Raw genomic sequence first — 24,748 nt, 5'->3', positions numbered from 1 at the left:
GCCTGGAAATAACGTGGGAATTCGCATGAATCAGATGCGTGTTCTCAGTTCTGGCTTACTGAGCCGCCTGTCCGAGTAACGCGAGCACTCCCAGGCCATAAAACGTATATTCCACATCGGCTTGTTCGTCCCAGCTGGCACCGCGAAACCCGCCAGTTGGAAACTCGAGCCATTCCTGCATGAATTTCCGGACCTGTTCCAGATCCATGATCTCGTTTAAGCCCAGGTCCTGCGCGGTCAGTAATCCGGTAAAGGTCGATAGACCATCCGCAAACGGAATGCGGGTATTGGCTTGAAAGCCTCCCTCAGAACTTTTGACCTGGTTTAGAAAGTCCCTGACATCTGACTTCAATTCGTCATCCATCGCTTCCAGGATGATCAGAGTGGCGACGGCCGCCGCGGTCGGATTGGTGCCGCTGCGTTTCATGGGAGCAATTTCGACGAAGCCGCCATCATCCCGCTGCATGTCAAACAGGAACTGAATCAGTCGGTTCGGCGACGGAAGATCCACGCCGATCAACTGATAGATCAACACGATCAGGAAGATGTGATAAGTACTTCCCAATGCCCCCTGGTCGGACTTCGCGTAGCCGCCATCTTCAGTCCGGAGCGTTTCGAGCCGTGCTGCAATCCGGGTGTTCCAGTTTTCAGGCACCTCAGCCAGTAGATCGGGGCCCCCGGAAGCCTGGACGATTAACGCGCAGTACAACCAGCTCAAAAGATCAATGGTGGTAAGAGTTTCCAGCGAAAAGCTCTTCAGATAACCGCAGAGGGATTCCGTTTCTGCCGGCTCCAGACCTCCCAGAATTCCAAGACTGCGAACGGCAAATCCCGTGTAATAAAGGTCTGAGCCTCCCTCTCTCCCGGAAAAACCACCATCGGGCTGCTGCTGCGCGCGAATGAAGGTGCGATGTTTCTCCAGATCGGACGCAGAGTATTGTTCCAGGCCTGCTGCCAGACGCAAGGCAAGATGCACTAAGTAGGGTTGCTGGTTCATGAAACCGATCGTGATTTTTCAATACAGAAGGCGGGGGCGGGGTATTCTTTGAGCGAGACTATTTTGAAAATTGTCAAAAAATTCTGAGGGGAAAGGTCAAATTCGCCTTTCGTCGATTTTGAATTTGGAATATGTTCCCGCCCAACATCTCTTATACTCTAAGAATCATTCTCTCTCTGGACTGTATACGGTCTAGCCAGTTCTGGCTGATCAGCAGTTCAAAACAGAGCAAACTTGTCCTCAAGGCTGACTCTGGATTCTTGCGAGTACCATTTCACATTAAAAACAACCTGAATACTTATCAAATACCAGTAACATGTTTCCGGTAAAAACCTGATTTTTCCGGAGCCCGTTACAACAAATCCAATATAAGTCGGACCAGTTTCTCTGCGGAGAATCCGTAATGATCACAACTCTCTCTCGATGATTACTGACTGGTCGGGCTGAACCCTCCCTGATTCACAATAAAATTTAATCACGTTCAATAACAGGTGTCACCATTCGGCAGCAGTCTGCTTGCCGTGGGGACTTCGTCTGTCATTGAGTGCAGATACGTAGCGTAGATACGACTTGACCAATTGAGTCTGAGGAGTCTGCTCCCCTGGCTCATTCCCGAATTCAGAAGATTTCTTGTTGAGATAAATCTCATGGGTTTTCCTGAAAAACTTGTCATAGAACCAGAAAATTTCATGACAGATCAAAATACAACACAGCGGGACAAAAACGCCAAATTGCACTCTGCGTGCTTTGCCGAGGTAAAACAGATGCCTGTGTCGACATCAAGCTATTCTGGACGATTTATGAAAATTGCATTCCGCCTGATTGCGGGCGCTATCGTGCTGGCAATCTCCGCCATGTCGGGAACAGTACTGGCAGATGAAGAAGGTGATTTCACAACAATCATTGCAGACGGAAGTGAAGTCGATGATACGTTTGATGGAATCCCGTCGGTCGTTCCCGGGAACGGGATGGGGGCTCTGTTCCGCGTCGGTCACCAGGCAGGCAAGACCATTGGTCTGAATGAATCAATCACGCACCTGGAAGCAATGCCCTACCTGTTTACCCACACCAAGAACCCGGATGACGCCGGAATGCTGTTCGGTAACTTCAGACTGTTCCGGACCAACCGGGGCAACCTCGGGGGAACCGGTGGTATCGCTTATCGATTCTACAACTACGACACCGACCGGATCTTTGGTTTCGGTTTCTACTACGATCGTGATGACTCAACCAATAAAGTTTTCCAGCAGGCAGCCCTGAACGTCGAAACGATGGGTCGCTACTGGGATGCCAATGCCAACTTCTACATTCCCTTCGGAAACCGTCAGCAACAGCTCGATCTGCAGTTTAATAACGGCAGTCAGCGGTACTCCGGATTCAACATCCTCTATGATCAGACTCGTACCATCGGAACCGCCATGCGGGGCTTCGATACGGAAATCGGTGTTCCGGTCTGGGGGGAACTGGCCCAGAAATTTGAAACCCGGGTTTACGCCGGTACTTACAATTTCCAGGCAAGTGGCAGCCCGCAGGTCTGGGGCTGGCGTGGTCGTTTACAGGCCGAACCATTGCCTAACGTTCTGGCGGAATTATCGGTCACCAACGACGACACATTCAAAACAAATGTGTTCTTCAATATCACCTGGACCTTTGCCGGCAAGCCCGAGTGGAACAAGATGGAAAAATCCACTCAGATGTACCGCATGGCCGAGCGGGTTCGCAGAAACTACAACGTGGTCATCGAACAGCGTGATGTGGTGGACTCCGGTCTGACCGCCATCAACCCGGCCACGGGAACACCCTGGACGGTATCACACGTCGATTCACTTGCCGGACCGGGCGGTACCGGTGCGGTACTCGATCCTTACCAGACCATTGCCGATGCCCAGGCTGGTCCTGATCGCGACATCATCTTCACCCATGCAGGTAGTGAATTCAACAATGGGCCACCGATCTCACTCGTCTCGGGAGACCGGATCCTGGGTGAAGGACAGGGCGTAAACCATTTCTTCAACGTTCAGGGCTTCGGTTCGAAACTGCTGCCAAACTCGCCCTCCTATGGCGACCCGCTGCGTCCGAACAGCCTCGTACGGCCTACCTTTAACGACACCGTTGGCGATGGTGCCATCCTCGCGTCTGACAGTGAATTCTCCGGGTTTATCATCAATAATCCCACCGGACGCGGTATCGTGGGGATTGGTGTCTCCGAAACGATTGCGAATTACAACGACGTGAATAATGCCGCCGGTGAGGGAATCTTCCTGAGCAGTACCACCGGCAGCCTGGCCTTCACTTCAACCAATGTGACTAACTCTGCCGGAAACGCTTTCGTAGTGGACGGCGGAGATCCGCTGCTTCGCTACAGCACAGGTACCATTACCAATACTGGAGATGGTCGTGCGGTGCTGGTCCAGAATACCACCGGCGGTTCAGTCAACATGACGGATTCTTCAATCGAAGACACCGATGGCCAGGGTATCTTGATCAACAACATTGGTGGTGGTGCCGTTTTGGATAATGTGACTATTACCAAAAGCGGGGCCTACGTTCCCACTACAGTCAACGATGGTATCTATGTAACCGGCGGAACTGCTAATGCAGTCGTCACTTTCAGAAATACAGCCCAGGCGGCGACCATTATTGATGGTGCGACCGGCCCCAGTATCTTTGTCGAAGATTATCAGGGTGTGTTCCAGATGCAGGACATCAACATTCTGAACCGGGCTGGTGCCGGTATTCTGGTTGAAAACCTGTCTGGTAACATGTCCGTGGTCGGAAATACTACCATGACCAACGGGGCCTCAGCGGTAACCGATCATGGTATTGACGTAAACAACACTTCCGGAAACATCTCCTTTGGCGGAAGCCTGGGAATCACCGGAAGTAACGGCGAAGGTATCTCGTTCAATAACGGTGGCAACACAGGGGTCTTCAGTGTGACAGGCACAACAACTGTCACCGGGACTGCCAATGAAGCGATCATCATCCTGGACGACAGCCCCGTCTTCCGCCTGGGGAACGCTGTCCTGTCTAATAACAGTACGACGAACTCAGTACTGCTGATCAATAATGCAGGAGAGGGTGGCACTGCAGGACAGGTTTCATTCAACAATGCGACCGTCACCGGAACGACAGGGGCCACTGTCCCCGTAGTTCATATTCTGAACAATACTCCTATCGTCAGCTTTGGCTCTCTGAATGTGACTGCTAACAGTGCCGCATACACGGGACCACTTCCGATTGTGCCTGCAGTGGGTGTCTATGTGGAAGACAACCCGGGGAATGTGAACTTTGGTGACCTGAATATCACCGCCACGGATAACCTGGCATTCATCGCCAATAATAACGCCGGAACAATCAGTTCATCGGGTGGTATCATCACTGTGACTGATGCGGCTGCAATCGACATCGAAGATACCAGCCTTTCCATGAACCTGACCTCGGTTACCGCTGGTCCGACTTCAGGTCCCGACCTGAACGGGATCTCCACTGCCGGAGATAACGCCTTTTATCTGAACAGTGCCGGTATTCGCCTGGTGCGTACTCCCGGTCTGTTCTCAATCGCCGGTGATGGAGCCACCATCGATTCCGGTGGTACGATTACTGCCGCCAGACACGGTGTCTGGATGGAAGATATTGACCGGGTGAACATCGACGGTCTGGAAATCCAGATTCCGACAACATCCGGTATCGAATGGCATCAGACAACGGTTGCCGATGGTCCCCGTCTGAACCTGACACGCGTTCGTGTTGAAGACTCGGCCGGAGACGGTATCCGGATTATCAACGGTCGTACTTTCCAGATGATCGATTCGGAACTGCTGGATAACGGTACCGCCGCTGATGAGCATTCACTCCAATACCTCGCGAATATCGAACTGGATGACACCAATGATGACAGCTTCACGCTGATCCTGCAGAACAACACCATTACAGACGACAGTGCCGATGCGATCCGCATCGAGTCTGGCGGACTGCTGGATGACTCAGTGTTGAATGTCTCACTGGAAGGAAACGATATCACAACCAGTGTCTCCAATACGGCTGGTCTGGCTGTGATCTGGGAAGGCCCCATGAACGTGCTTGTGGCTAACGCCAACAACTTTGTGGGTACCGGTGCTACGAACAACCAGGGTATCGACATTGATGCCACCAGTAGCGATCTGGCTGACCTGATGACCCTGCAGGTCGTCGGACAGAACAACTTCACCATTGCGGGTACAAACAGTGAAGGTATTCAGGTTCAGACTGAAGGTCCTTCGAATATCCTGATTCAGAACAACAACGATCAGGGAATCGTGATGGCAGGAGCTGATTCGTTCGGTCTGCGGTTCCTCGACCTGGCAGCTAACTCCAATGTGCAGGTCAACAACAATATTATCAATATGTCCGGGATTGGAAGCGATGCGATCTACTTTGACCTGATCGATGCGACCAGCTCTTCGGTTGTGATTGATGGGAATACCCTGAGCATCTTCGATGGAGATATCTTCGAAGTCGAATCGGCAGTCAGCTTCAACGCCATGACGAATGGTCCACTGCAGCTGGGTACAGGAGTCAACAACGTCGTGAATGTCACCTCGGTAGGCAACAACGGGACCTTCATCCTGTTCAATCCTGGTGGGGGTACATTTAACGGTCAAATCAGCCTGAATAACTTCCTGTTACCCTGATCCTGACTGAAGTCTCGTTTTAACTGACACTCTGTTGTGTTTTGATCCAATATTTCAAGGTTTTAATCGATGAGTCGCACATCCTGGAAAGTAATGATGATTACTCCATTCAGACTGGGTGCACTACTGGTGCTGCTGTGCTCGACCGGCTTGCCCCTGGCAACTCGTTCGGTCGTCGCCGGCGATAAAGACACCGTAGAATATGTCATGCACGGTGATGCGGACATGGCCGGTGAGGAATACATGAATGATCCCGGTCTCTTCTCCGGCATGCATACATATTCCCGCTCGCTCGTCCGACAGTTGCCGGTAGATCGCGGATGGGCTTATGACTCGCCGATCGATAAACAGATCGGAAATATGTTTAAGTCTTCCAAGCTCAAACTGGAATACCTCCACTGGTCATTAAAAGGGCCGGACGATGTGCTGCTGGGAACCCCCATCCTGGGAGTAACCGATTCGACTCAGCCCAATTCAGTGTTTGACCGGTCGACCGGGATTGCCCGTGGCGATGGGGTGGAACTGGATTACAACGATCAGTCCATGGATACCAACGGTATGCGGGCCGCACTGGAATTCGCTCTGCCGGAAGGTAGCCTGGAGTGGAATGTCTGGGGCATCTTCAAAAATAAATCGATTCGTCCCACCGACAGCGTTTTTGCCACCCAGTTGAACTCCGTTCCTGACGATGACCTCGTCGTCGTGACGAACTTCAAAATTAACGGAGCGCCTGCTTCGAACACCAACGTGTATGACACCAGCTATACCATCAATCTGGACACCCAGATGGCTGGTACCGGAATCAACTATTTCATGGATCCGCACCTGCCCGGCGATGGATTCCGTCTGCAACCGATGTTTGGTTTCCGCTTCATCGATCTGCAGGAAACCATGAACCAGGTGGGAGTCGATTCCGGCGGCGGCATTGGTCTGCCCCGGACAACGACGATCTACTCCAAAACCGAGAACCGGGTCTTTGGTCCCAGCCTCGGTGCCCGTACCGAATTCAAGCATAGCCGCTTTACCATCGGTGCGGAGCCTAAATTCACCTTTGGTTTCAACCGGAATACAAACCAGGTCGCGACCGAACAGCTGTTCCAGCCTTCGGATCCCCGGATTGTCACCGTCGATAAAAACAACGAGTTCTCACCTACATTCCAGATTTCTTTGTACGCCAAAGTGAATGTGAATGAGCACTTCCGTTGCTTCGTCGGCTACGACTACCTGTTCGTCGGCCAGATCTCACGTGCCTTCAATATCATTGACTACAATGAAGATCGTACCGCAGCTAACCCTGCCGTCGGTACCCGGGTTCGCGATGACAACAGCAAGTTCTCTGCAGATGGTATCACCGCCGGTATTGAACTGATCTGGTAATCAGGATTTGCGAACGACCGTCGCCGTCGTGTGACGTTTCTCGGGCTTCCGAATCTGGTAGCCCGGACTGGCAGCAAAAACCTGGTAGATTCGATCCGCCTGATCAGCATGCAGCTGATTCGCATGGGCATGCAGCAGAAAGCGAAAGGTCAACGGAGACTGACGCGTCGTTTCCAGTGGCCCGTGCATGCAGGGCGCGGCTCCCATCCAGCCATCCTCGCGGACATGCCAGCAGACCGGCTTTTCTGTCCCCGCCACCGGGTTGTCGGGATGGCAGAAATAAGTGATTCCTTCCGTGACTTCAGGAGTCACCGGGCCGGAATAGTCCATCCAGTTCGCCGGTTTGCCAAAGATATTCTTTTCCCCGACCTGTCCTGTACTGCTGGTGATCGTCCCGGCTCCGAAGTAGCTCGAAATCGAACGCGCCACGCGCACCGCCAGAAAGCCGAAATTGGTTTTCTGAAATTCAAGAGTTGCTGCCGTGGGATGAAACGTGGTCTGCAGTTCGAGAAACAGCTCATCCGCCTCATTCGTCCTGACGGCGGCGATCATTTCCTGTCTCAGCAGGGCCGCCGGATTATGGCCATCATTCCAGTCCAGTTCGACCGCCAGGATCGCTTCTGCGTCGGTCTCATCAATACTGATCCAGCGCTTCTGCCGGATGGTCGCTCCCGTGTTCTCCGCCCAGAAGTTAATCCCCAGCACCTGGTGATGGGCGAACCAGACCGAACGGTGGTGGTCATGGTTCGGCGCCCCTGGATGTCCGATCCGCGTTAAAGGAACCCCCGACGGCCCCGTAAGTGGATAAAAGAAGGGACGTGAATATTCAGGAGAGTGATGCCACCTGAGCCGCTCCTTCCCTTTGATCTGAAACGCGAACTGAAAATCAGGCAGCGGAACAATCTGGCAGTCGGGAAACAGCTGGCTCATACCGGAGATCCTGTCAAAGGCAGTCGCGGTTCTATCTGATCAATACTGCCTTCAGCATACGAGGTGCTTCCGGCAGTGTAAAGCAGTACGAATTCCTGACGAAACTCAGCTCATCGGCCAGACGATTGACAGCAGAACCGTGGTTGCCAGACTGGTGCATCCCAGCACGAGCAATAAAGGAGTCCACGATTTGAGTGCCTCTTCTTCGGTGAGACCACTCATCTTACAGAAAATCCAGAAGCCACTGTCGTTCATCCAGGAACCGATCAGCGAACCTGCACCGATGGCGGTCGCCAGGTAAACCGGATCGAAGCCCAGCATTTCGGAATTGACATTCATCGTCGCCAGCATAGCGGATGTCGTAATCATGGCCACGGTACTGGAACCCTGGGCGACTTTGAGCAGTGCTGCAATGCCGAAACCGAGAATCAGAAAGCTCATGCCGGCAACTTTTGTTTCTTCGGTGCTGAACATGCCCTGAATCGCCGGGCCAATCTGAGCGACGGTCAGCATCTTTCCGAAGGCACCGCCGCCGGCTGTGATCAAAATAATCACGCCCCCGCTCATCAGGGCTTCTTCAACCGTGGCTCCCAGTTTGAGCAGTGTCAGGTCACGTTGTCGGAAGAGAATAATCAGCGAAATCGCTGTCGCGACCAGCAGCGCGAAGTTGGCGTCACCGATAATCGAAGTAAAAGGACTGACACTGGTCAGGAATGCCTGGGGACCGACGCCGCCGGCCAGCAGGGAGTTGACCAGGGTGTTGGCCGTGATCATCAGAACGGGCAGGACAATCGGTAACAGTGAAACGACCAGAGAAGGGAGCTCTTCCTCTTTGAGCGGATCAGGTTCAGTATGTTCGGCGACTTCCCGCATGGGAATGTCCATTTTTTTATTGGCGAACATGCTGAAGAAGATCCCCACAAAAGCAGCCGGTAAAGCAACCAGGGCACCCACGAAGATCATCTTGCCCAGGTCGACGCCCAGATTGTCGGCCATCGCCAGCGGTCCGGGGGTCGGGGGAACCAGCGTATGTGTGATCGCCCCCCCGGCGGCAATCGCCATCACGTACATCAGGTAATTTCGTTTAGTGCTGCGATACAGCGAACGGGCCAGCGGAATCAGCAGGTAGAATACCGTATCAAAGAAGACAGGCACCGCCAGCACGAAGCCACTTCCCATCAGCGCAAAGGAGGCGTTCTTTTCCCCCATCACCTTGAGAAACGTACGGACAATCCGGTCCGCAGCGCCGCTGTCCATCATACATTTACCGATGATCGCAGCCAGCGCAATCACGATCCCGATCCCCGAGACCGAGTCGCCAAAGGCGATCGCCACTCGTTTCATGCGGTTGATCCCATCTGCAGACGCGGGGCCCAGCAGGCTGACGACCATGGCTGCCGTGATCAACGCCAGAAAGGCGTTGATTTTCAGAAAGATGATCATGCCAATCACAGTGGCGATGCCGATCGCCAAGATGATAAAGGGGTAGTTTTCCAACATAAGCGCTTCTCCGGGAAAATCTTAGGCGTATATCGTGAGTGCTAACGAGCATTACAAAGATTGAGGCACGACGCAACCCAGTCTAAGCGAGAAAACAGAGAGGCTGATTTAGTGAAAAAGGTTAAGAAAAGGTTGCTTTCACAGACCTGCTGCTTTGTGTAGGATGAATCTGCTTCGTGTCCCTCCCTGATACTGCAGAAAAGGAAGATCTCCCATGACCGTGCTCACCTGGTGTCGTCAAATAAAATGCCTGCTGTTGATCTGCATCTTTGTCTGGGGAGCGGGAGCACAGAGCGCCCTGCAGGCCGACATCTCTGTTGATGAAGCACAGCAGGCAATGCGGCGGGCGACAGACTACTTTACCACTCAGGTTTCGACCGAGGGCGGCTATCTCTGGCACTACAGTCGGGATCTGAAATACCGGGAAGGCGAAGGTCGTGCCCGTGATACCATGGTCTGGGTGCAACCTCCGGGAACACCCACTGTGGGAGCGGCTTACCTCGAAGCATATCAGAAAACCGGTCAACCCTATCTCCTGAAAGCAGCCCGGGCCGCCGGCGAAGCCCTGATTAAAGGACAACTCAAATCCGGGGGTTGGAACTATTACATCGATTTCGAACGCCGGGCTCAGATGCAGTATCGTTTTGACGGAGGTGGTCCCAAGGTTCGGAACACAACAACCTTAGACGACAATACCTCGCAAGCAGCACTCCACTTTCTGATCCTGCTGGATCAGGAGCTGAAGTTCAAAGACGAAGCCGTGCATGGCGCCGTGATGTATGCCCTGGATGCCTTTTTAAAGGCGCAGTATCCCAACGGGGGCTGGCCACAGCGCTACGATGAATTTCCGGATCCCCAAGACTATCCCGTGCTCAAAGCCAGCTATCCGGAAAGCTGGTCGCGTACGTTTCCCAAAAAGAAATACCTCAATTATTACACGTTCAACGACAACACCATCGAAGATCTGGTCAATGTGATGTTCCTGGCGCATCACGTCTACCAGGACGACCGCTATCGTGAAGCAGCTCTGAAAGCGGGAGACTTTATCCTTCTCGCGCAGATGCCCGAACCACAGCCGGCCTGGGCACAGCAGTACAATCAGCAGATGCAGCCAGCCTGGGCGCGCAAGTTCGAACCGCCGGCCGTCACCGGAGGCGAGTCGCAGGGCATCATCAAAACATTAATGCAGATTTACATTTATACTGGCGATAAAAAGTATCTGGCACCGATCCCCAAGGCACTGGCCTATCTGAAGAAGTCAGAACTGCCCGGCGGTAAGCTGGCCCGCTTTTATGAGCTGAAAACCAACCGACCGCTCTACTTCACTAAGAAATATGAACTGACCTACAAAGATAACGATCTGCCGACCCACTATGGATTCATCATCGATTCCAAAGTGGATTCGCTCGAAAACCGTTACGAGAAGCTGCTGAAGGCATCGCCTGAAAAACTCAAATCACAGCAGTTCCCGCAGCGTCGTCTGCGCTTAACACCCTCGCTGGCCGCACGGGCACAGTCTGTGGTCAACGCGTTGAACAAAGACGGCGCCTGGCTCATCCAGGGAGACATCCGCAGCGCCGATCTCGACAATGTTCCCATTATCGATACGCGGGTCTTTGTCCGCAATCTCTCGACGCTGGCCGAATTCATCGCCGCCAGTCAACAGGATTGAATCAGGCGTGCTCGGCTATGATCTGCATGCGTTCCAGACCGACCTGAGCCACTTGTAGCGGATCCTGTTGCCAGAGATCTTCGCGGAACAGTTCCAGTGAGAGCCAGCCTTCGTAACCAATCTGCTTCAGCAGGCGGCAGTAATGCACCAGGTCCAGGTGCCCATCTCCGGGAAGGACGCGGTCTGGATCCATCTGGGTTTCGCGAGGCAGGGTATCGACGGCATCATTGAAATGGGAAATCGCGATCTGCTCGGGCTTGAGTTGTGCGATGGTCTCCATGGAACCGCCTCCCCGGAATACGTGAAACGGATCGAGCACGAGTGTTGCCGCGGGATGTCCCGATTTCTCGACAACCCGTAATGCATCTTCAATTGTCGTGACATCAGCGACGAAGCCCAGGAACTCAACCGCTGGCTTCGCACCGGCTTCGATACCCGCTTCCAGCAACTCGCGATACCGTTTCGCACCCAGGTCGTAGTCCGGATTCTTATCGCGATGCGGGCAGGCAATCACATATTCGGCCCCCAGTTGAGAGGCCAGCTTGATTCGATCCAGACAAGTCTGAAATACACGCGGATACTCTTCCTCTGTCGCTGACCACCAGTCGCGTAACATGATCATCGTGGGGACCGCCAGTCCGCCATCTTTGAGAGCCTGGGCGATCGTTTCCAGTTTTCCTCCCTCAGCCAGGTACTGTTCGACTTCATCAAACCAGAGTTCAATTCCCCCGTATCCAGCTTCGGCAGTGACGCGGATTTTATCGAGCAGCGGTGTGGTACGGATCGTACTGGCGTTCAGGCTAAAGCGGAAGGCGCTCATGAAGAAGTTCCTCGCAGAGAAAAACGGGGAGAATGGGTTATCGATCTGCTGGAATCTGACGTAAGAACTCCAGCCGGTTGAATTTCGTAACAGACGTCTACACCGCATTTTGCAATAATCACGCGTAGGGATCAACTCAGGACCGCGAAACGAATGCTTCCTCGACGGCGGGGGCAAAATCGGTCACAATAGACAGAGTAATTTAGACTCGTCACGATTCTCTCGAGGAATTGTTCTGAAACCGGTTGAAAGTTCTCTGAGATGCATGTGTCGCGATTGGAATTGAATCCGAGTTCTCTAGTCTGGCTCTGCCTGCTGCTCCCGGGCTGCGGTACAGACGCGGCACCCCCGCGCGCCGCTGAAGAATCGGAGGTCGTCGTTACCAGTGAACCTGCTGTCTCGAAGGCTCCCACGGAAGCACAGCAGCAACCACAGGCTCCTCAGGAAAAAACAGAGAAAACAAAAACGGAGTCTGACCCGGACAAGGCACCTGGGGAACCTCAACCTTCATCACCCATGAAACGTGCTGAGCAGAAGGTGTATCGCCCCAGCGATCAACGTCCTTTGCACAACAATCAGCGTCTGGCACTGTTGGGTATCGAGTGTTATGAATCGCCGCATCTGAAACTTTATACGGACATCGATCCGGAACAGGCGAAAAAACTACCGGCTGTACTTGAACAGGCTTATCCGGCACTGCAACAGTATTTTGGTCCGTTACCCCCCAATCGGGAAGGCACTGAGTTTCAGGTCACCGGGTATATCATGCAGGACCGGGAACGATTTGAGAAAGCAGATTTGATTCCGGGGTTGCTGGCCCAGATTATCAACGGGCGTCATCAGGGGGCTCAGTTTTGGATGAACGCGCAGACCGAGGAGTATTATCTCAAGCATCTCATGTTGCACGAGTACACGCACTGTTACAGCATGATCATGGAAGACATCAGCGCGCCCGTCTGGTACCTGGAAGGCATCGCGGAATCGATGGCGACGCATCATGCCGGCGCCGATGGGAAAATTCAGTTTAATGTGATGCCTCATAATAAGAACGATTTTGGCGGTCTGGGACGGATCTCGTTAATCCAGGATGCCGTTAAAAGTGCGCCCCCCAGAACGATGCTGGAAGTGATGCAGCTGGGGCCCGATGATTTTGTCGATGCGAATGCATCCTATGCCTGGTCGTGGGCCCTCAGTCAGTTCTTTGACAAGCATCCTCAATACCAGGCTGAGTTCCGTAAACTGGCGAGGCACATGCAGGGGCCCGGGTTTACAGAAAAAATCAAAACGATGATCGGTCCCGATTTGATTGCCGCCAATGATGCCTGGCTGCTGTTTGTCCGCAATCTGCATCCCGGCTATGATTCCGAACGGGCCATGATCACGTTTCAACCAGGTAAGGACCTCGCGACAGACGCTTCGGTCACACAGGAAATCGCCAGCGATCGGGGCTGGCAGTCGAGTGGCGTCCATGTGACCCGCGGGGAGACGTATGCGGTGTCTGCGAGCGGAATGTTTTCACTCGCGCAGAAACCCAAACCCTGGCAGAGTACGGCGGACGGGATTACGTTTCAATATTTTAATGGACAACCACTGGGCCGACTGTTGATGATGATCCGCCCCGATCCAGGCAATGATCCCACACGCATGCAGACTCTGCTACGGGTCTATCCCCAGGGATCTCAAGCAACCTGGATGGCCCCGGCGACCGGCACACTTTATTTCCGCTTAAATGATGCGTGGGACTCACTCCACAATAATGAGGGAACGGTTCAAGTCACCGTCACCAGGCAGCCTCAGCCGCAGAGTACCCCTGCCAGACAGTAGCGCAATCTTGCGGCTCCCCGCTGAGCGGGGTATGCTCGACATAAGTCGAAGTTGATGTATCATCCAACTTGAGCGAGAACAGGAGCAGGCATGTCGCAATCAGAATCCGGGAATGTGGTTCCCTCGAAAGAAACAACACGCAGAACCTTTTTGCAGCAGACCTCTGCCACCCTGCTGGCCGGTTCCGTCTTGCAGCCGCTGGCTGGATTCGCTGGTGAGGAAAAAACCTCCGGCAAACAGGCCCGCATCAAAAAAGCGGTCAAGTATCAGATGATTACCGAAAAGATTCCGGTAATGGATAAGTTCAAAATGCTCAAGGATCTGGGCTTCGACGGGACCGAAATACATTACCGAACCAAGGTCGATCCTAAAGAAGTCCGTAAAGCCATCGACGCTACAGGAGTGCAGGTCCACGGCTTTCTGAACAGCAGCCGCGACGAACTCAAGGACTCGATCGATCAAGCCAAATACTATGGTGGCACCAGTGTGCTGGTGGTGGCAGGACGAGTCGACCAGGATAATCCCTACGATGTCGTCTACAAGCAGCAGCAGGCCAAGCTGAGAAAACATCTGCCTTATGCAGAGAAGCAGGGCATTAAACTGCTGGTTGAAAATGTGTGGAATAACTTCCTGCTCAGTCCGCTGGAAATGGCCCGCTTCATTGATGAACTGGAGAGCCCGGCGGCGGGCGTGTATTTCGATGTCGGAAACGTAGTCCGCTTCGGCTGGCCTGATCAGTGGATTCGCATCCTGGGCCCTCGCATCGTCAAACTCGATATCAAAGAATACAGTCGCGCAAAACAGAAGGATGAGGGGCTCTGGAAAGGGTTTCAGGTCGAAATCACCGAGGGGGACTGTAACTGGCCCGAAGTCCGTCAGGCGCTTAAGGATATCGGCTATACACAGGGCTGGGCCACCGCGGAAGTCAAAGGCGGCGATCGCCAGAGATTACAGGATATTTCCGAACGCATGGATCGCGCTCTTGATCTTGCCTGAGGCTGCGTTGATAATAATTAAAGATCGTTAAGTAGCTCCGGTTGCCGACGATTGTCCTCATACTTCCTGCCTGATTACGGATTCATTGCACTTCGGTCTGCTGAGTCCCACGTACTCTATCATTGCTGAAATCGAACGAAAGGTCTTTCTGATGCCCGAAAACGCCTCATCACAGCAGCCTTCTCAAGGACGCCGCACATTCATGAAACAATCACTGGCCACGCTGGCGACAACCGGGCTGGTTGTGAACCCCGCATTGACCTCGGGCGCATTTGCGGCCAGTACCGAACTGATCAAAGTCGGTCTCGTCGGCTGTGGTGGTCGTGGAACAGGGGCAGCGGCACAGACTCTGCGTGCCGATCCCAATGTGGAACTGGTGGCACTTGCAGATGCATTCGGCGATCAACTGGAACAGAGCTATCAGAACCTGAAGAAGACCGAAGTTCAGGATCGGGTCAAAGTCGATGCAGAACACAAGTTCGTTGGTTTCGACGCGTATCAGAAACTGATTGATTCCGGCGTGGACCTTGTTCTGCTGGCAACACCTCCTCACTTCCGCCCGCAACACTTGAAAGCCTGTATCGATGCCGGCAAGCACGTCTTCTGTGAGAAACCAGTCGCCGTCGATGCTCCCGGGATTCGTTCCGTGCTCGAGACTACCAAGGAAGCCAAGCGGAAAAATCTGACCATCGTTTCCGGTCTGTGCTGGCGTTACGAAACCGGAATGCAGCAGATGGTTGACAAGATTCATAACGGCGGTATCGGAGACATTGTCTCCATGCAGAGTATCCGCTACCTGGGCGGCGTCGCCAAAATGGCCAAACGCAAACCTGAATGGTCAGACATGGAGTACCAGATGCGGAACTGGTACTACTACACCTGGCTGTCCGGTGATTTCAATACCGAACAGTTCGTGCATGAACTGGATAAACAGTCCTGGGTCATGGGCGAATACCCCGTCAAGTGCTACAGCACAGGTGGTCGCCAGACACGGACCGCACCGGAGTACGGTCACATCTACGACCACTTCAGCACGGTTTACGAATACGCCAACGGAACCAAGTTCCTCGCTTCCACCCGGCATCAGCAGGGCTGCAGCTCGATGTTTGTAGATACTGTCTCCGGAACGGAAGGCACCGCGACACTGATGAAATACCAGATCGAAGGCAAGAACCCCTGGAAAGGGGCCCGCCGACGTACCAACATGCATCAGCTGGAACACAACGAAATGTACAAAGCCCTGCGGAATGGCGAAGTCATCAACAACGGTGAGTACATGGCTAACAGCTCCATGATGGGGATCATCGCCCGCATGTCAGCCTATACCGGCAAGACCCTCACCTGGGAAGAGGCGATGAACTCCAAAGAAGACCTTTCGCCGGAGAAATACGATATGGCCATGTCACTGCCCGAGCCTCCCGTGGCTCACCCGGGTGTGACTCCATTCGTCTAAGTCTCCTGAGAACTGATTAACGACAAACTCAAACAACCGGCGTGTGTGTCACATTCCGGTTGTTTTTCATTTAATGACCGGAGTTTTCACAACTGACAATCAATACGGTTTCTAATCGGAGGAAGTGATGAAGTCGCTCGCTCATTCGCTTTTGCTGCTGGGATTATCTGCCCTGATGGTGCTCGCACCATCCGCCACGCGGAGGTCTGCTGCTCAACAGGTTGCCGCAGACAAACAGACGCCTCGTCTGACGCTCTCCCGTGAAAAGAACATGTTGTACATTCACGGCGACCACATTCCGGGTGGCACGATTCCGATCAATTACCTGGAAGCCTATTGTCGTGCCGGTTCGACGGATGCGGACTGGGGAAAACACACGGTCGTCAAGCACGAAACTCAAACGATCGATCTGAACGATGACCGGACCGTGCTCAAACTGAAATGCACGGTCGCTGATGGCATTACCGTTGAGCACACGATCACGGCGAAATCAGACGAAGTCGATTTTCAACTCGTGGCTCACAATCCGACGCAAGTGCGATCAGAAGTGCACTGGGCTCAACCCTGTATCCGTGTCGGAGATTTTGCTGGGCTCGGGGCTGACCAGACGGACGACAAATACGCTTACATCAGAAAGTCGTTTATCTTTCTCGATGGAAAGCCGGCCTTTATGCCGACCCGCAACTGGGCGACGACAGCCCGTTACATACCGGGCCAGGTCTGGTGTCCGGCGAATGTACCCCGCAAGGATGTGAATCCGCGGCCTCTCAGCAGCGAAGTCCCGAGCAACGGTTTAATCGGCTGCTACAGTGCCGACGATCGCTGGATTTTCGCGACCGCATTTGAGCCTTACCAGGAACTGTTCCAGGGAGTGATTCGCTGTCTCCACGCTGATTTCCGTCTGGGCGGACTTCAGCCGGGAGAAACCAAAAAGATTCGCGGTAAAATCTATATCGTGCCGGCTGACATGAACGCACTGCTGAAACGCTACCAGAATGATTTTCCGGAGCACACACAAAAACGTTGAACGTCGGTCAGCGGTTGACGGTTGTGATTTCGCTGACGCGGGTTTCCAGCTGTTCGGAATCGACGCTGGTAATCGTGACTTCGAATTCGCCATCGCCGTTACCGATGGCTTTGACCTGAATCGTATACCGCAGGAATGCATCCGCGGGCAGTTCCTGCACGGGAGAGACACTTAACGTATTCTGATTCACTTCCGGACGCAGATTCAGTTTCTGGTTCCCCTGGTGTGCTTCGACTGAGACCACGCGGAACATGCGGGGAATTTTCGCCTGCAGCTGTATGCCCCGCGCCGGCTGCAGCCCACGGTTTTCGATACTGACTTCATAAGTCGTCTCTTCACCACGGGCAATTGGATCTTTGGTGTCGCGAACGTGCACGTCCAGTACTCCCTGCGTGGGAGTGACTTTCAGACACGCGGATGCCTGTTCGTCGGGAAGTTCCGGACTGCTGACATTCACACGCATGCAGGCAAACTCCGCGGCGACTTCACAATCAAACTCGACCTGCAGCTGAACACCCTCTCCCACACGAATCGTATCCAGCAGCCATTTCAACTGGCCACTTTCGCGCTCGGAACCGATAGACGCCTCCCGCGGGATCAATGACGCATCGTAGGAGACCGTCACCAGAACATTCTTAAGGTCGACGTTATTGACGTTAGAGAGCTTAATGATGTACTCAGCGCGACTGCCTATGGTGCGCGTTGAAGGACCAATCACCGACAGTTCCAGTTGTTTCTTGACGTACTCGACGCAGACCGATTTCCAGACCAGTTCCTCGCCGTCAGCGATCGCGCGGAAGCGACAGCAGTGGTTGCCCAGGGTATCGCTGTAGAGTGTTAGATTGATTTCTTTTGATTCACCCGGCTGCAGCGTTCCCAGTCGTTGCCCGATTTTCTTTTCTCTGCGACCCGGAAAGAGCAGGGCGGAATCGAACTCGCATTCCAGAATCACATTCCGTACGGACTGGTTGCTGGTGTTTTTCACGATCAGGTAGAACGTGGCACCGCTGCCCAGTTGTCGTTTGGGAATGACATCAACCGTCATTTCCAATGGCCCCACCTGTGCAGGCGGAGTCATCATCGGTCCGGAGGGACGCTGCGGCGTCGTTTCCGGCTTGGAACGCATCTGGGGCTGAGGCGTCTCTATCCGCGGACGGGACGGTATTTCTTCAGGCAGATCACGAGGTTGTGGCGGCTGATTGCGGTCAATCGATTCGGGGACTGCAAACATATCGTTGTCTGGTGGTGCAGGCGGTTCCTGTTTCTGGGGAATCGTCTGCTGCGGACCGATGCGTTGTGTTTCTCGTGACTGGGTATTAGGCGTTGCGGGCTGGGGACTGTTGAGTGGCTGATTTTGAGGATCCAGTGGAGGTGGATCGGTCAGCTTCCAGGACGCACGCTGACTGGGCGCAAAGGCGGTGCAGGCTGTCAGTGACAGAGTCAGCACCAGCAGCATTCCTGAAGTCATTCTCAAAATTGGCCGATTCACAATGCCCGGCATGAACAATCCTCTTACATTCAAAGGAAACGGATTCCATTCAAAGTTTATCACGCAAACTTAAGTGCAACAGGCAGACAATTGGCGGATTTTTTAAATAGTAAGAGCGAGAATCCAGACCTGAAAACAGGGATCAAACAGCAGAATCCACTTTCAGAAACTTTGTCGCTTCTCAGGATGAATCCAGCCGCACAATCAACAGTACCAGCACTGTTTGACTGACAAAGTGAACAGAGCCAAAACAGAAGGAATTCAGCGAGTTCAACAGTAGTGTCAATTAACAAAACCTGTCAGAGTTTTTAGACTGAGGAATTAGTGCGCTTCGTCTCGGTATTACCCCTGAGAACGGATATCTGGTCCGGCGTGCTTCGTCTCTGCGTCTGAAATCAGACTGAATTCAATCGAATCTGGCATGTTATCGACCGTTTTTGTCTCCGAATATCTCTGTAGTGGTGGCTGCCCGCTGGCGGAATCTGAGCCCTCCCTGCTGGCTGAAGGGACGGCGATGCTGGAAGCGGTTCTCTCTGATCTGTTACAGATTCCCGGTATTCAGGTCCGAACCTGCGTGCAGCTGGGACTGTTGACCGCTCCGAAATTTCAGCAGGCGGAACAGGAGCAGCGTCTTTACATCCAGCGCGTGAATCAACCTGAGGCTGAACCGGAGTCCTTTCGTCAGGCCTGTCAGCAGGCCGATCTGGTCTGGGTGATTGCCCCCGAATTTGATGATCTACTGCTGACGAGAACCCGCTGGGCGGTGGAAACCGGAGCCTGTGTGCTGGGGCCCGACCCAGCTACGATTCAGTTGACCTCCGATAAGTGGCAGCTTTACCAGGTATTGCAAAGAGCGGGCATCCCCACAATTGAGACCGCATTGCTGAGTGAAGCAGCCGAGCTTCCCACTCGCTTTCCCTGTCTGGTCAAACATCGCTGGGGGGCAGGCGGCCTGGGGTTACTGCGATTCAACCAACCGGAGGAGTGGCACAACTGGTTTGCAGGCAGACAGGCAGGCGCAGCTGACTTGATCTGGCAGCCCTGGCTGGAAGGAAAATCACTTTCTGCAGCGGCTCTGATTCAGGAAGCACGCTGTGAACTGTTACCGATCGGGGAACAGACTCTCTGCTGGGAACCCCGGTTTCTCTACCAGGGAGGGCGGATTCCCGCGCGACTGGAACCTGAAGCCAGATCCGCGATTCTGGAGTTAATCTCTCAGACCTGTGATCTGCTCCCCGGACTTGCGGGATACGTGGGCTTTGATATTCTGTTGCCTGACCGGACACCGCAGAAACCTGTGCTCGTGGAAATCAATCCGCGGCTGACGACCGCTTACACCGGTTATCGACGGTTGACTCCCGATAATCTGGCTGCACGGATTACAGGTTTCTCCGCGGGAGTGTCCAACCTGAAGTGGAATTTAGAGCAAGCTGTATCCTTTCAGCCTGATGGAAGTTTCCAACGGCTTACGTAAATCAGAGAAAGACATGTGATGTATGTAATCGGTCTGGATGTGGGCGGTGCGAATCTGAAGGCAGCGGACTGTGATGGGAAAGCGTACTCCGTCCCGTTCCCGCTCTGGAAGACACCGGAACTGTTAGCAGACGCTTTGCGAGAGCTGCTCACCAATTTGTCACGCCCCGACCTGGTTGCGGTAACAATGACCGGCGAACTGGCCGACTGTTTTGAAACGAAAGCCGCAGGCGTGGATCAGATCCTGTCTGCCATCGAAGCCGCGGTAACGCCGGCTCCGGTCATTGTCTGGTCGACGGGAGCCGAGTTCATCACGACCGATCTCGCCCGCGAATATCCTTTACTGGCAGCAGCAGCGAACTGGCATGCTCTCGCGACCTGGGTCGGGCGGATGGTTCAGGAACCGGGTGGCCTGCTGATCGATATCGGCTCGACAACGACCGACATCATCCCGCTGGAACAGGGCTTTCCCGTGCCGGCAGGGCTGACGGATGTAGAACGGCTGCTCTCAGGAGAGCTGGTTTACACCGGGGGCCGACGGACGCCGCTCGCCATGCTTTCGCACTCTGTTCCGTTACGAGACCAGCAGTGCCCCCTGGCAGCGGAGAGCTTCGCGACGACCCTCGATTTGTACCTCTTACTGAACATGCGGCCCGAGGATGCTGCCGATCTGGATACCGCCAACGGCCAGCCTGCGACTAGGGAAGCAGCCGAGATTCGCCTGGCGCGTTCCGTCTGCTGTGATTTAACAGAAATTTCAACAGAAGAAGTACAGCAGATGGCGGAATGGCTGGCAGAGCGTCACCAGGACCAGATCCACCGGGCCATTGATCAGGTTCTGGCTCGCACTACGGAGCCAATTACAGCGGTACTCATCAGCGGAAGTGCCGTATTTTTAGCCGAAAAGATCGTCAAATCTCATCCGGTGCTCAGTCTGGCCCGATTGACGAACGTGGCGGAAATCTTTAACGCCTCTGTCGCTGATGCTACCTGTGCATTCGCAGTATCCCGCCTGGCAGCTGAGCGTATTCAGCTGAAAGAATGAAAGTACACTTGCTGAGGAATTCCCTCCATGATGTGCAGTAACTGATTCGGTAAAGCCCTGTCATCAAAAAGTTTGCGGCTAGACAACTGGATCAGAATCGCACTGCAGAACTTCGAGCGATCCGCGAAACGTGGTTGACTCATTTTCAAGACTTGTGATATCTTCCAGCTCCCCTAAGTACCTGTCAGGTCTCATTCCTGCCGGTGGTTTCGCCAACGGTCCGGCTTGAGCCCATCCATTTTAATAAAATCAACGAATCCTGCAGACTGAAATCTCACGGATGGAGAGCAGTCTGAATTCTGGTATCACCAGTCAGGTTTCTCAAAACTAACCAGTTTTCCCTCATCCAGCGACGGAGCGCGAGATTATGTGTGGAATTGTCGGCTATATTGGAAATCGGCCAGCGGGCCCGTTGCTGATCAAAGGGCTTCAGAAACTGGAATACCGAGGCTATGACAGTGCTGGTGTCGCAGTCCACACGGGCAGCGATATTGAGGTTCGCAAGAAAAAAGGGCGCGTCATGGAGATGGCGGCCCTGTATAAGTCGAGCCCGATCAAGGGCACCGTGGGTATCGGACACACCCGCTGGGCTACTCACGGCGAAACCAACGACCAGAATTCACATCCGCATGTCGGCGGAAACGGTGAAGTCATCATCGTGCATAACGGGGTGATCGAAAACTACGCCTCCCTGCGGTCCAAGCTCCAGGCACTGGGCTATGTCTTCCGCACGACCACCGATTCAGAGACGATCGCGCACCTGCTCTCGCACCATCTGGAAGAACAGATCAAACTGGGTGAAAGCCTGGATGATACGAATACGTACCTCAAGGCGGTGGAGAATACCCTCTCCAAGCTGAAGGGAACCTACGGTCTGGTGATCCTGTTCCGGGAACTGCCCGATGTCATGATCGCCGCCCGTCTGGGTAGCCCCCTGGTGATCGGCGTCGGCAAGGGCGAACATTTTATTGCCAGCGATGCAAGTCCGCTGATAGGTTATACCGAAGAAGTGATTTATCTTTCGGACCATGAAGTCGCTGTACTCACGCGGGATGAAGTCGAAGTCTTCCATCGGGATGAAGGTCAGCAGACCCCCTCGATTCAGACACTCGATCAGGTCAGTGAAGATGCCGAGCTGGGTGACTTTGAACATTACATGCTGAAAGAAATCTTCGAACAGCCGCAGACGCTGGAAAATGCGATGCGGGGACGTATCGATGAAGATGAGGCCACCGCGAAATTCGGTGGTTTGAATCTCGATCCACAGCAGCTGCGCAAGATCGATCGCGTGGTGCTGACCGCCTGTGGCACCAGCTGGCACTCCGGCCTGGTGGGCGAGTATCTGCTGGAAGAGTTCGCACGGATCCCGACGGAGGTCGAATACGCGAGCGAACTGCGGTATCGCAATCCTCCGATGTCGGAAAACACGATGATCTTCGCCATCACCCAGAGTGGTGAAACGGCAGATACGCTGGCAGCGATGCGGGAATGTAAACGCAAAGGACATCCCACGCTGGCCATCTGTAATGTCGTCGGTTCGACGATTGCCCGTGAAGCTGATGGGGGGATCTACCTGCACGCCGGTCCTGAAGTGGGAGTCGCGTCGACCAAGGCATTCACTTCCCAGGTGATGGTGTTGATTCAACTGGCATTATTCCTGGGACGCATGCGGCATCTGTCGTATCCCGCTGGACGACGAATCATTGACGCCCTTCATCAGGTTCCTGATCAGATCCGCAAATGCCTGGAATGTAATGATCTGGTCAAAGAGATCGCACAGAAGTACTGCAACTTCAACAATTTCCTCTACCTCGGCAGACTGTATAACTTTCCCGGTGCATTGGAAGGTGCCTTGAAGCTGAAGGAAATCAGTTATATCCATGCAGAAGGGTATCCGGCTGCTGAGATGAAGCACGGCCCGATTGCACTGGTGGATGAAGAGACCCCCAGTGTCTTCGTGGTGCCACGGGGACAGATTTATCCCAAGGTGATGAGCAACCTCGAAGAAGTAAAAGCACGGAAAGGTCCCGTCATTGCCATCGCCTGCGAAGGGGACCGCAAAATCGCTGACATCGCTGACGATGTGATCTATGTGCCGGATGTCGATGATTTCCTGCAACCGCTGGTGACTGCGATTCCACTGCAACTGCTGTCCTATCACATCGCGGTCCAGCGAGGCTGTAATGTCGACCGACCGCGGAATCTGGCAAAAAGCGTGACCGTGGAATAGGATTTCGCTGTAAAACAGGGGCATTCCTGTACAGAAAGTCCGATTTTTCAACCGTAGGGATTTGGTTTACTCTGCCGTTCGTCATAGAATACAGGTGCAGGGCTGCTGGAAAGCAACCTGCACCGTGTGGCGGAGTTATTCCAGTGATATGCTGACTCTCTGATGATTGTGAATTCGGGAGCAGACTGCTGGATTTCGCTGCAGGAACAGATCTGTTCATCTCTGCTTTAGTGGTACCAAATTCAATGAAAGTCATTCTGGCAAATCCCCGCGGTTTCTGTGCGGGAGTGAATATGGCGATCGAATGTCTCGAAGAAGTCATTCGTATTTTCGGTAGCAAGATCTACGTCTATCACGAAATCGTCCACAATAAATACGTCGTCAATAAGTTTACCAGTCTGGGAGTCACCTTCGTCGATGCGGTGAGTGAAGTCCCGGAGAATTCGATTCTCGTCTTCAGTGCGCATGGAGTGTCGCCCCAGATTCGCCAGGAAGCCCGCGATCGGAACATTCGCACGATCGACGCGACCTGCCCGCTGGTAACCAAAGTTCATACCGAAGCGATTAAATACGCTCAGTCCGGTTACAACATCATTCTGATCGGACATGAAGGCCACGATGAAGTCATCGGCACGATGGGCGAAGCACCGGAAAGCATCACGCTGATCGAAACCCCGGAAGAGGTTGCTGATCTGTCATTTCCTGAAGATGCGAAACTGGCTTATCTGACGCAAACCACTTTGAGCGTGGAAGAAGCTGGTCGGGTGATTCAGAGCCTGAAGCAGAAATACCCGCAGATCGAAAGTCCTCCCAAGGAAGACATCTGTTATGCCACGACCAATCGTCAGGAGGCGGTGACCGAACTGGTGCCCCGAGCCGACCTGGTACTGGTCCTCGGTAGCCAGAACAGTTCCAACAGCAAACGACTGATGGAGATCGGCAAGTCCGTTGGCAAGCCGTCATTTCTGATTGATGGGGTCCACGAACTGCAGCCGGAATGGCTGGAGGGGTGTGAGTCGATCCTGATTACTGCAGGTGCGAGTGCCCCCGAAGTCGTCGTTGATGAACTGGTCACTCACCTCGAAGAAAAATATCAGGCGGAAGTAGAGACAGCGACGATTCGTAACGAGTCCGTACGCTTTCCTCTGCCTCGGGAACTGCGCGTCCTGGAAACATAAGACTCAGCAGTCGCGAACGGAATTCAATCCGGACACTGACAGACAACTTGAGAATTCTGAAAGA

Annotated in this window: 16 protein-coding genes; 11 read left to right on the top strand and 5 right to left on the bottom strand. The window is 53.6% G+C overall.

Translation table 11 applies throughout. The annotated features are described in order from the left end of the window. Positions 1–55: 55 nt before the first annotated feature. Positions 56–997, bottom strand: coding sequence for a prenyltransferase/squalene oxidase repeat-containing protein (locus FYZ48_RS08860; protein ID WP_149339478.1), 942 nt, complete (start codon positions 995–997; stop codon positions 56–58). 800 nt (positions 998–1,797) lie between these two features. Between FYZ48_RS08860 and FYZ48_RS08855 the strand changes: the two genes are divergently transcribed. Beyond that, complete coding sequence (locus FYZ48_RS08855) at positions 1,798–5,670, top strand: beta strand repeat-containing protein (protein WP_149339476.1); 3,873 nt, start codon at positions 1,798–1,800, stop codon at positions 5,668–5,670. 69 nt (positions 5,671–5,739) lie between these two features. After that, positions 5,740–7,047 (top strand): BBP7 family outer membrane beta-barrel protein, encoded by a 1,308-nt coding sequence (locus FYZ48_RS08850; RefSeq protein ID WP_149339474.1) that lies wholly within the window; start codon positions 5,740–5,742, stop codon positions 7,045–7,047. Here the strand turns inward: FYZ48_RS08850 and FYZ48_RS08845 are convergent, their stop codons facing one another. Together FYZ48_RS08845 and FYZ48_RS08840 are read right to left on the bottom strand one after the other, a co-directional pair. Further along, entirely contained in the window at positions 7,048–7,977 is a 930-nt protein-coding gene (locus FYZ48_RS08845) for a DUF6807 domain-containing protein (protein ID WP_149339472.1), read from the bottom strand. A 105-nt stretch (positions 7,978–8,082) separates the two neighbouring features. Continuing rightward, on the bottom strand, positions 8,083–9,477 hold the full coding sequence (locus tag FYZ48_RS08840; RefSeq protein WP_149339470.1) for a GntP family permease: 1,395 nt from the start codon (positions 9,475–9,477) through the stop codon (positions 8,083–8,085). Between the two features lie 214 nt (positions 9,478–9,691). Between FYZ48_RS08840 and FYZ48_RS08835 the strand changes: the two genes are divergently transcribed. Beyond that, on the top strand, positions 9,692–11,149 hold the full coding sequence (locus FYZ48_RS08835; RefSeq protein ID WP_149339468.1) for a pectate lyase: 1,458 nt from the start codon (positions 9,692–9,694) through the stop codon (positions 11,147–11,149). Position 11,150: 1 nt separating this feature from the next. On the opposite strand, the gene FYZ48_RS08830 is transcribed toward FYZ48_RS08835, so the two are convergent. After that, positions 11,151–11,969 (bottom strand): sugar phosphate isomerase/epimerase family protein, encoded by an 819-nt coding sequence (locus FYZ48_RS08830; protein ID WP_149339466.1) that lies wholly within the window; start codon positions 11,967–11,969, stop codon positions 11,151–11,153. A 261-nt stretch (positions 11,970–12,230) separates the two neighbouring features. Here FYZ48_RS08830 and FYZ48_RS08825 point away from each other — a divergent pair, with 261 nt between their 5' ends. From FYZ48_RS08825 to FYZ48_RS08810, 4 genes are all read left to right on the top strand, one after another. Next, a complete protein-coding gene (locus FYZ48_RS08825; RefSeq protein WP_149339464.1) occupies positions 12,231–13,793 on the top strand; it encodes a hypothetical protein in 1,563 nt (520 codons plus the stop codon). A 90-nt stretch (positions 13,794–13,883) separates the two neighbouring features. Then, positions 13,884–14,789 (top strand): sugar phosphate isomerase/epimerase family protein, encoded by a 906-nt coding sequence (locus FYZ48_RS08820; protein ID WP_149339462.1) that lies wholly within the window; start codon positions 13,884–13,886, stop codon positions 14,787–14,789. A gap of 202 nt (positions 14,790–14,991) precedes the next feature. Continuing rightward, positions 14,992–16,242: a Gfo/Idh/MocA family protein gene (locus FYZ48_RS08815; protein ID WP_242022506.1), complete on the top strand. Its 1,251-nt coding sequence runs from the start codon at positions 14,992–14,994 to the stop codon at positions 16,240–16,242. Between the two features lie 127 nt (positions 16,243–16,369). Next, complete coding sequence (locus FYZ48_RS08810; protein ID WP_149339458.1) at positions 16,370–17,269, top strand: hypothetical protein; 900 nt, start codon at positions 16,370–16,372, stop codon at positions 17,267–17,269. A gap of 7 nt (positions 17,270–17,276) precedes the next feature. Here the strand turns inward: FYZ48_RS08810 and FYZ48_RS08805 are convergent, their stop codons facing one another. Beyond that, the gene (locus FYZ48_RS08805; RefSeq protein ID WP_149339456.1) at positions 17,277–18,716 is read right to left on the bottom strand and encodes a DUF11 domain-containing protein; all 1,440 of its coding nucleotides are present in this window, start codon (positions 18,714–18,716) and stop codon (positions 17,277–17,279) included. Between the two features lie 463 nt (positions 18,717–19,179). On the opposite strand from FYZ48_RS08805, the gene FYZ48_RS08800 reads away from it, so the two are divergent. The 4 genes from FYZ48_RS08800 to ispH all read left to right on the top strand — a co-directional run bounded on the left by FYZ48_RS08800 (position 19,180) and on the right by ispH (position 24,684). Further along, positions 19,180–20,232: an ATP-grasp domain-containing protein gene (locus FYZ48_RS08800; RefSeq protein WP_149339454.1), complete on the top strand. Its 1,053-nt coding sequence runs from the start codon at positions 19,180–19,182 to the stop codon at positions 20,230–20,232. An 18-nt stretch (positions 20,233–20,250) separates the two neighbouring features. Beyond that, the gene (locus FYZ48_RS08795) at positions 20,251–21,276 is read left to right on the top strand and encodes a hydantoinase/oxoprolinase family protein (protein ID WP_149339452.1); all 1,026 of its coding nucleotides are present in this window, start codon (positions 20,251–20,253) and stop codon (positions 21,274–21,276) included. A 367-nt stretch (positions 21,277–21,643) separates the two neighbouring features. Further along, entirely contained in the window at positions 21,644–23,506 is a 1,863-nt protein-coding gene (gene glmS / locus FYZ48_RS08790; protein ID WP_149339449.1) for a glutamine--fructose-6-phosphate transaminase (isomerizing), read from the top strand. Positions 23,507–23,751: 245 nt separating this feature from the next. Continuing rightward, positions 23,752–24,684, top strand: coding sequence for a 4-hydroxy-3-methylbut-2-enyl diphosphate reductase (gene ispH, locus FYZ48_RS08785; RefSeq protein ID WP_149339447.1), 933 nt, complete (start codon positions 23,752–23,754; stop codon positions 24,682–24,684). The last annotated feature ends 64 nt before the right edge of the window (positions 24,685–24,748 follow it).

The sequence above is a fragment of the Gimesia chilikensis genome (assembly GCF_008329715.1).
Taxonomy (GTDB): domain Bacteria; phylum Planctomycetota; class Planctomycetia; order Planctomycetales; family Planctomycetaceae; genus Gimesia; species Gimesia chilikensis.
This window is presented reverse-complemented; position numbering and strand designations above follow the sequence as displayed.